Origin of the sequence: Microbacterium sp. (genome assembly GCF_011620715.1) — a bacterium.
In the GTDB taxonomy this organism is placed as follows: Bacteria; Actinomycetota; Actinomycetes; order Actinomycetales; family Microbacteriaceae; genus Microbacterium.
On the sequence record NZ_WOYP01000097.1, the window covers coordinates 11,196 to 18,706 of the forward strand.

Consider the following 7,511-nt stretch of genomic DNA (forward strand, 5'->3'; position numbering starts at 1 on the left):
GAAGAGGACGAACCGGATGAAGAAGAGGACGAACCGGATGAAGAGGACGACGAGTCCGACGCCTTCTTCTCGGCCGCGCGCGAGTCGGTGCGGTAGAAGCCCGAGCCGTTGAAGGTCACGCCGATCGACCCGTACTCCTTGCGCAGCTCTCCACCGCACTCGGGGCATTCGGTGAGTGTGGGTTCGGCGAAGGACTGCACCGCGTCGAAACGGTGGCCGCACTGCTTGCAGGCGTAGGCGTAGGTAGGCATGTGCTCTTTCGTGCGGTCAGCGCCCGACGGGCGCGAGGAGGACGGTCTTGGTCGGTGTGACGACGCCGGTGACCGGCTGGTCGTGCACATCGGCGGGCACTTCGTCGACGAGTTCGGAGTCGTAGATCACGGCGTAGACGGGCGGGCAGCCCTCCATCGAGCCGATGGTCTTGTCGAAGTAGCCCCGGCCCCACCCCAGTCGCATGCCGGTGCCATCGACGGCTGCCGCCGGGATCACCAGCAGGTCGACGTCGCCTACCGCGATCGGGCCGAGCAGCTCGCCGACAGGCTCGGGCGACCCGAAAAGGCCTTCGGTGATGTCGAGGTCGGGGGTGGCGACCGACCAGTCCAGCAAGCCGTCGGTCCGCGTCACCGGCAGCAGCACGCGAATGCCGCGCCGCACTGCCCCTTCTACGAACTCGCGGGTGCCGGGCTCGGTCGTCGTGGAGAGGAAGCACGACATCGACCGGACGCCGAGGGAGTCCACGAGCGCATCGAGCTGCCGCGCGATGCCTTCGGCCGCGGCATCCCGTGCCGACTCCGAGAGCAGCTGCCGACGCTCGCGCAGCTCCGCGCGCTGGGCGCGCTTCGCGGCGGCGATCGGGTCGGACATACATCGATTCTAGGCGCGATTGCCACACCGCCCGGCTGGGGGCAAGGCGCGTGCCCGGCACGGCGTGCGCAGGTGCCGTCGGTAGTGTTGAGGAATGTCCCACAAGCCCTTCAAGGCCGTCATCCCCGCTGCGGGCCTCGGCACCCGGTTTCTGCCCGCCACGAAGGCGATGCCGAAGGAGATGCTTCCCGTCGTCGACAAGCCGGCGATCCAGTACGTCGTCGAAGAGGCCGCTCGCGCCGGCATCACCGACATCCTCGTCATCATCGGGCGCAACAAGAACGCGATCTCGAACCACTTCGACTCCGTGCCGGAGCTGGAGGTCAAGCTGAAGGACAAGGGCGATGCCGATCGCCTGCAGCGCGTCATGGCCTCGAGCGACATGGCCGACATGCACTTCGTGCGCCAGGGCGACCCGAAAGGGCTCGGCCACGCGGTGCTGCGCGCCCGCGCCCACGTCGGCGACTCGCCGTTCGCGGTGATGCTCGGCGATGACCTGATCGACGAGCGCGACCCGCTGCTGACCACCATGCTCGCCGAGCACGACCGGACCGGCGCGGCGATCATCGCGCTCATGGAGGTCGACCCCGCCCACATCGGCATGTACGGCGCAGCCCAGGTCGAGCCGACCGACAACCCGGATGTGGTGCGCGTCACCGGACTGGTCGAGAAGCCCCAGCCCGAACACGCGCCATCCAACCTCGCCGTGATCGGCCGGTACGTGCTCAGCCCTGTCATCTTCGACATCCTGGAGCGCACCGAACCCGGCAAAGGCGGCGAGATCCAGCTGACCGACGCGCTGCAGGAACTTGCCGCGGATCCCGATGGCCCGGGCGTGTACGGCGTCGTGTTCCGTGGCCGCCGGTATGACACCGGGGATAGGGTGGACTACATCAAGGCCATCGTGCAGCTGGCCGCGGATCGTGAGGATCTCGGACCCGAGCTGCGACCCTGGTTCAAAGAGTTCGCGGCGACTCTCTAGCGCCGCTCGTTCGGGGGTGTGTCGTGGATCTGACGACTCCTCGTCGGCATGAGAACGTGGCGATCAGGCTCGTGCGCCCGCGGGATGCGCGGCTGATCCAGCAGGAGCTGCTGTCGAACCGCGCCTGGCTGCGGCCCTGGGAGGCGACCAGCCCCGACGCCCCGGTCTCGTTCGATATGCGGGCCGGCGTGCGCCGGCTGCTGCAGCAGTATCGCGACGGCACGGGAGTGCCGTTGGTCATGGAGGCTGACGGCGAACTGGCCGGCCAGCTGAACGTGTGGGGCATCGCCCGCGGATCGCTCGCCTCGGCGACGATCGGCTACTGGGTGAGCGAGCGCTTCGCGGGGCGCGGCATCACCACGACCTCGGTGGCTCTGGCGACCGATGTGTGCTTCGACGAGATGCGGCTGCACCGCATGGAGATCTGCATCCGGCCCGAGAATCACGCGAGCCTGCGCGTGGTCGAGAAGCTCGGCTTCCGTTACGAGGGACTGCGTCGCCGCTTCATCCACATCGACGGCGATTGGCGCGACCACTATGCGTTCGCGCTGACCCGCGAAGACGTGCCAGAAGGGGTGCTGCAGCGGTGGGTGCAGGGTCGAGCGCCGCAGGATGCCGCGACCGTGCCTCCGAGCGACCGTCTGCGCGGCTGAACGCGGGCCGCACTCGGGCCTGGACGACACGCGCCGGGATGCCGGGGGGTGAGCATGCGGTCGCCTACCGTGGACGCCATGGGTGAGCAGGTGCTGGGCGGGGGAGTCATCGTGCTCGTCGCCGTGCTCCTGTGGCTGGTGTACCTGCTCCCGTCGTGGCACAGCCGCCGGCAGTTCGACGCCGCCGAGCGCAATGCCGTGCGCCTCAATCAGGCGCTGCGCGTGCTCGCCGAGACGAGTGAGACCCCGCAGGAGGTGCGGCTCGAGCTGAACGCCCGAACGGCCATGGCCCAGCAGAAGCTGGCACGCCGGGCGATGGCCGAGCGCGAGCACACCGCCCTCGAGCAGGCGCGCAGCGATCTGCAGCGAGCTCGCGACGAACGCGCGGCGGCGCGCTCGACCCCTGCCGCCCGTCGCGCCCGCGCGCGACGCCGCACCCGGCTGACCCTCACCGCCGTCGCCCTGGTCGCCGTCGCGGTCGCCGTATGGGGCGGGTGGCAGGTGGTCACGACCGGCTCCCAGTTTCTGCTCTGGTCGGCTGTCGGCGTGGCCGCCGTCTGCGCACTGCTCCTGCGGCGCATGACGCGCGTCGGAGCCCGCGCAGTCGCGCGCGTCGCGGTGACGACGGATGCCGCGACTCACGCGGCCGGCAGCGTGCAGGATGTCGCCCTCGCAAGCGACCGGCGCGGCTGGGCACCTCGCACACTGCCGCGTCCGCTGACCGTGTCGGCGGGCTCGCGCGCCGCCGCCGTGCTCGACGCCGCCGCCGCCCGCGAGGCGCTGCGCCAGGCGGCGCTGGAAGACGCCGCGCGTCAGAGCGCCGCCGACCTGCAGCCGCCGTCGATCGCGACCGCGCGCACCGCGCGGCGTACGGCTGCGGCATCCGAATTCGTCCGCACAGGACCGATCGACGACGCCGAGATCGAAGCGCACGTGCGCCGGCTTCTGGCCAGTCGCGTCGGCTGACCAGCCTCCGTGAGGGCGGGCGGTCATGGGCGCTCTCCGACGGCGTGATAGCCTGTCGGAGGCTCACGGGCCTGTGGCGCAGCTGGTAGCGCACCTCGTTCGCATCGAGGGGGTCAGGGGTTCGAGTCCCCTCAGGTCCACCGAATGAATGGGGCCGACCGGCTGGTCGGCCCCATTCTGTCGGGTCGGCCACCCCATGCCGGACCGGGCCCCCGCGCCCGACAGCGGAGTCCGACGCGCGAAGTTCAGCGGAGCGGCTACCTCATGGCTGCGTCTCATGCCTCGGTGATTGGACCTGGACATCCATCGACCGTCATCACTTTGAAGTTGGAATGGGAAAGCAATAAGGTAAGGCTGTCCTAACCTCTTTGAAGGGAGCATTCCACATCATGCCCGCCCGCAGACTTATCGCCACCGGCTCAACGCTCGCAGCGCTTGCCCTCCTTGCCACTGGCTGCACCGCTGCCGCTCCGGAGCGGACCGCTGCTCCCGATGCTTCCGCCGAGTCGGACCAGTCGCTCGTCCTCTACTCCGGACGCAGCGAGGAGCTCATCGCTCCGCTGATCGAACAGTTCACGGCTGAGACCGGCATTGAGGTGGAGGTGCGCTACGGATCCACAGGCGAGATGAGCGCGCTCCTGCTCGAAGAGGGCGACCGGTCGCCCGCGCAGGTCTTCCTGTCGCAGGATGCCGGTGCCCTGGGTGCGATCACCGAGGCCGGGCTGTCATCGACGCTTCCCGAAGAGATCGCGGATGCAGTTCCTGCAGGCTTCACCAGCACCGACGACAGCTGGGTCGGCGTGACCGGCCGTGCTCGCGTGATCGCGTACGACGGTGAGCAGCTCGATGAGGCGGATGTCCCCGACTCGACGGATGACCTCACCGGCGCCGAATGGAGCGGCCAGGTGGCGTTCGCCCCCGGGAACGCGAGCTTTCAGTCGTTCGTGACTGGACTCCGGGTTCTCGAAGGCGAAGCTGCAGCTGAGGCATGGGTCGCCGGCATCGCCGCCAACGAACCGGTCTTGACCGAGAGCAACGGTGACTCGCTCGAGCTGGTGAACACGGGAGCCGCGCGGCTTGGTCTGATCAACCACTATTACTGGTTCGAAGCGGCGTCTGAGGTCGGTGCCGACAACATGCGGGCGCAGCTGAAGTTCCTACCCGGCGACCCGGGAGGAATCGTGAACGTGACGGGTGCCGCGATCCTCGCCGGCGCCGAGGGCGACCCCGACGCACTCGCCTTCGTGGAGTACCTCCTCTCGGATGCCGGTCAGACGTACTTCGTCGAGGAGACGTACGAATACCCCCTCGTTCCGGGCATCGACGCGCCCGAGGGCCTGCCGTCACTCGAGAGCCTGGTCAACCCGGAGCTCGACCTGAGCGATCTCGACTCGCTCACCGAGACGCAAGAGCTCCTGGTGGCGCACGGCCTCATCTGATGTCCGCCGCCGTTCGTACGAGGGCCCCGCTGCCGCTGATCGCGGTCGCGGGGTTCTCGGCGTTGCTCGCGGCGATCCCGCTCATCTACCTGGGTGTGCGGATTGCGGATGCCGGACTCGACGGCGTACTGGCCGTCTTCGCCCGCCCGAGGCTGGGGCTGCTGCTGGTCAACACCCTGCTGCTCGCGGCATCCGTCACGATCGCCTCGACCGTTGTCGGCGTGGCAGGTGCCCTCGTGCTCAGTCGCGTCCGCATCCCCTTTCCGCGGGTTCTGGCTGTGGTCGCAGTACTGCCGCTGGCCGTGCCGTCGTATCTCGTGGCGTTCGGCTGGCTCGCGGCCTTTCCTGGAGTCAACGGCTTCTGGCCGTCGTGGCTCGTGCTCACCGTGGTCACCACGCCATACGTGCTGCTCCCCGTTGCGGCCGCGCTGCGTGGCACGTCCGCGACGCTCGCGGAGGTCGCCCGCACTCTCGGCTACGGTCCGGTGCGCACCTTCACCGCGGTCGTCTGGCCCGGCATCCGCAGTTCCGCCGTCGCCGGTGCCCTGCTGGTCTGCCTCTACGTTCTCGCCGATTTCGGTGGAGTCGCGCTGTTCCGGTTCCCCGTGCTCACCACCGCGATCCACCAGGCATACGGCGCGTCGTTCGACCGCAACTATGCCGCAGTGCTCGCAGCAGTCCTCGTCGCGATCGCCCTCGTGATCTTCTTGCTGGATCGGCGCCTGCGCCCTGCGCGCGAGACGTCGGTCGCGCGATCGGACGCCCGCGCGAAGGTCGACTGGGGATCGTACACCTCGCTCGCTGTTGTGGTCCTCGCGCTGCCTGCCGTTCTCGCCGTCGGCGTGCCCCTGACGAGTCTCCTCGCCCGGCTGTGGAGCGCGCAGGCCGTGCGCGAGGTCGACGTCGTCGGGCTGGCGCAGGCTGCCGGCAACACGATCGCCCTCTCCGCGGCCGGCGCGGTGATCGCCGTGCTGCTCGCCCTGCCGATCGCCACGATCTCGGCACGCTTCCCGGGGCGCGCGGCCCGCATTCTCGAGGGCGCCGGGTCGCTTCCGCTCGCTGTGCCCGGCATCGTGGTCGGACTCGGGCTGGTGTTCTTTTCGCTCCTCGCGGTCCCGGCGCTGTACCAGAGCGCCGTCATGCTGGCGTTCGCCTACGGTGTGCTGTTCCTGCCCAAAGCGATCGGTACGATCCGTTCGTCCTTCGAGCGCGTACCCCGCGAACTCGAAGAAGTGGCCAGCACGCTCGGCTACTCGGCGTTTCGTCGGTGGTGGCACATCACCGCCCGCCTCGCGCGGCCCGGTATCGTCGTGGCGACGCTCTTCATCGCCGTGACAGCGATGAAGGAGCTTCCCGCGACACTCATGCTGCGACCGACAGGCACCAACACCCTCGCGATCGAGCTCTGGGCAAAGACTGACATCGCCGCGTACGGAGCTGCCGTGCCGTACGCGCTTGCGCTCGTCCTTCTGGCCGCCGTGCCGGCGGTACTGCTCTCGCCGCGGAGCGAACGCATCTCGACAGGAACTTCGGAAGGGAGGGAAGAATGAGCAGGCTGACCGTCGACGCCCTGGCCGTCGACCTCGGCGGGCATCGCGTGCTTCAGGATGTCGCGATCGAGGTCGACGAGGGCGCGCTCGCGGTGATCGTCGGACCCAGCGGATGCGGCAAGTCCACTCTGCTGCGAGCGGTCGCCGGCTTGGTGCGACCTGTGGCCGGCCGCATCCAGCTCGACGAGACCACGCTCAGTGACGGCTCGACGTTCGTGGCGCCGGAACGTCGGCGCGTGGGATGGGTTCCGCAGGCGGCATCGCTGTTCCCGCACCTCACCGTCACGCAGAACGTCGCGTTCGGACTCGGAGGTTCCAGGTGGGGCGGGGGGCGTCGACGTGCCCAGCGTTCGCCGCTTCCCGAGAAGCTGCTCGAACTGACCGGTCTCAGCGACCTCGCCGGTCGATTCCCCGACCAGCTCTCAGGTGGCCAGGCTCAGCGCGTCGCCCTCGCGCGCGCCCTGGCTGCCGAGCCCGATCTCCTCCTGCTCGACGAGCCGTTCGCCGCGTTGGATCCGCAGCTGCGTGCCGAACTCCGTGACGACCTCGCGGCGATGCTGCGGCGGCTCGGAGTGACCGCGGTGCTCGTGACCCACGATCAGGGTGAAGCACTTCTCGTGGCCGATTCGGTGATCGTCATGCGCGAGGGAGCCACCGTGCAGCAAGCCACTCCGTTCGAGGCCTACCGAAGCCCGGCATCCGCGTGGACGGCTGCGTTTCTCGGAGAGGCGAACTTCCTCGATGGCATCGCCCAGGGGGGTCGCGCGACCACGCCGCTCGGCGAGGTGTCGCTGACCTCGGATGCCGTCGGGCCGGTGTCGGTGATGCTCCGGCCCGAGCAGCTCACGCTCGGCCCGGAGGGGATCTCCGTGCGCGTCACGCGTGTTCGCTACGGCGGGCACGACGCGATCGTCGAGCTGTCGACGACGGACGGTCGGTCGCTGCTCGCGCGCGTGCACGCCGACTCCGTGCCCGCAGTCGGGGACGTGACGGCAGCGCAGGCAAGCGGCATCGGCGTGGCGTATCCCGCAGCGCCGTCCTGAGAGGCGGGGGTCAT

Annotated in this window: 8 protein-coding genes and 1 tRNA gene; 7 read left to right on the forward strand and 2 right to left on the reverse strand. The window is 69.4% G+C overall.

All coding sequences use genetic code 11. The features are described from left to right. Positions 1-251, reverse strand: a 251-nt coding sequence (locus QZV84_RS09655; protein ID WP_292828915.1) for an FmdB family zinc ribbon protein, incomplete at its 3' end; no start/stop codon positions are given. Positions 252-267: 16 nt separating this feature from the next. Further along, entirely contained in the window at positions 268-864 is a 597-nt protein-coding gene (locus QZV84_RS09660; protein ID WP_292828899.1) for a 5-formyltetrahydrofolate cyclo-ligase, read from the reverse strand. A 94-nt stretch (positions 865-958) separates the two neighbouring features. Between QZV84_RS09660 and galU the strand changes: the two genes are divergently transcribed. The 7 genes from galU to QZV84_RS09695 all read left to right on the forward strand — a co-directional run bounded on the left by galU (position 959) and on the right by QZV84_RS09695 (position 7,497). Next, positions 959-1,846 carry a UTP--glucose-1-phosphate uridylyltransferase GalU gene (gene galU / locus QZV84_RS09665; RefSeq protein ID WP_292828901.1) on the forward strand — a complete coding sequence of 296 codons (888 nt, stop codon included), beginning with the start codon at positions 959-961 and terminating at the stop codon, positions 1,844-1,846. Between the two features lie 23 nt (positions 1,847-1,869). Beyond that, positions 1,870-2,499: a GNAT family protein gene (locus tag QZV84_RS09670; protein ID WP_292828903.1), complete on the forward strand. Its 630-nt coding sequence runs from the start codon at positions 1,870-1,872 to the stop codon at positions 2,497-2,499. Positions 2,500-2,577: 78 nt separating this feature from the next. Then, on the forward strand, positions 2,578-3,465 hold the full coding sequence (locus QZV84_RS09675; protein WP_292828905.1) for a large exoprotein: 888 nt from the start codon (positions 2,578-2,580) through the stop codon (positions 3,463-3,465). A gap of 67 nt (positions 3,466-3,532) precedes the next feature. Next, positions 3,533-3,605, forward strand: a tRNA-Ala gene (locus tag QZV84_RS09680). Between the two features lie 249 nt (positions 3,606-3,854). Next, on the forward strand, positions 3,855-4,904 hold the full coding sequence (locus QZV84_RS09685) for an extracellular solute-binding protein (protein WP_292828907.1): 1,050 nt from the start codon (positions 3,855-3,857) through the stop codon (positions 4,902-4,904). Beyond that, on the forward strand, positions 4,904-6,454 hold the full coding sequence (locus QZV84_RS09690) for an iron ABC transporter permease (protein ID WP_292828909.1): 1,551 nt from the start codon (positions 4,904-4,906) through the stop codon (positions 6,452-6,454). Before QZV84_RS09685 ends, QZV84_RS09690 begins: the two co-directional genes overlap by 1 nt. Continuing rightward, entirely contained in the window at positions 6,451-7,497 is a 1,047-nt protein-coding gene (locus QZV84_RS09695) for an ABC transporter ATP-binding protein (RefSeq protein WP_292828911.1), read from the forward strand. The genes QZV84_RS09690 and QZV84_RS09695 overlap by 4 nt, the downstream gene beginning before the upstream one ends. Positions 7,498-7,511: the final 14 nt, after the last annotated feature.

Coding starts and splice junctions, on each gene's coding strand:
- QZV84_RS09690 (WP_292828909.1), top strand. CDS start 4,904: ATGTCCGCCGCCGTTCGTACGAGGGCCCCGCTGCCGCTGATCGCGGTC.
- QZV84_RS09675 (WP_292828905.1), top strand. CDS start 2,578: ATGGGTGAGCAGGTGCTGGGCGGGGGAGTCATCGTGCTCGTCGCCGTG.
- QZV84_RS09685 (WP_292828907.1), top strand. CDS start 3,855: ATGCCCGCCCGCAGACTTATCGCCACCGGCTCAACGCTCGCAGCGCTT.
- QZV84_RS09695 (WP_292828911.1), top strand. CDS start 6,451: ATGAGCAGGCTGACCGTCGACGCCCTGGCCGTCGACCTCGGCGGGCAT.
- galU (WP_292828901.1), top strand. CDS start 959: ATGTCCCACAAGCCCTTCAAGGCCGTCATCCCCGCTGCGGGCCTCGGC.
- QZV84_RS09660 (WP_292828899.1), bottom strand. CDS start 864: ATGTCCGACCCGATCGCCGCCGCGAAGCGCGCCCAGCGCGCGGAGCTG.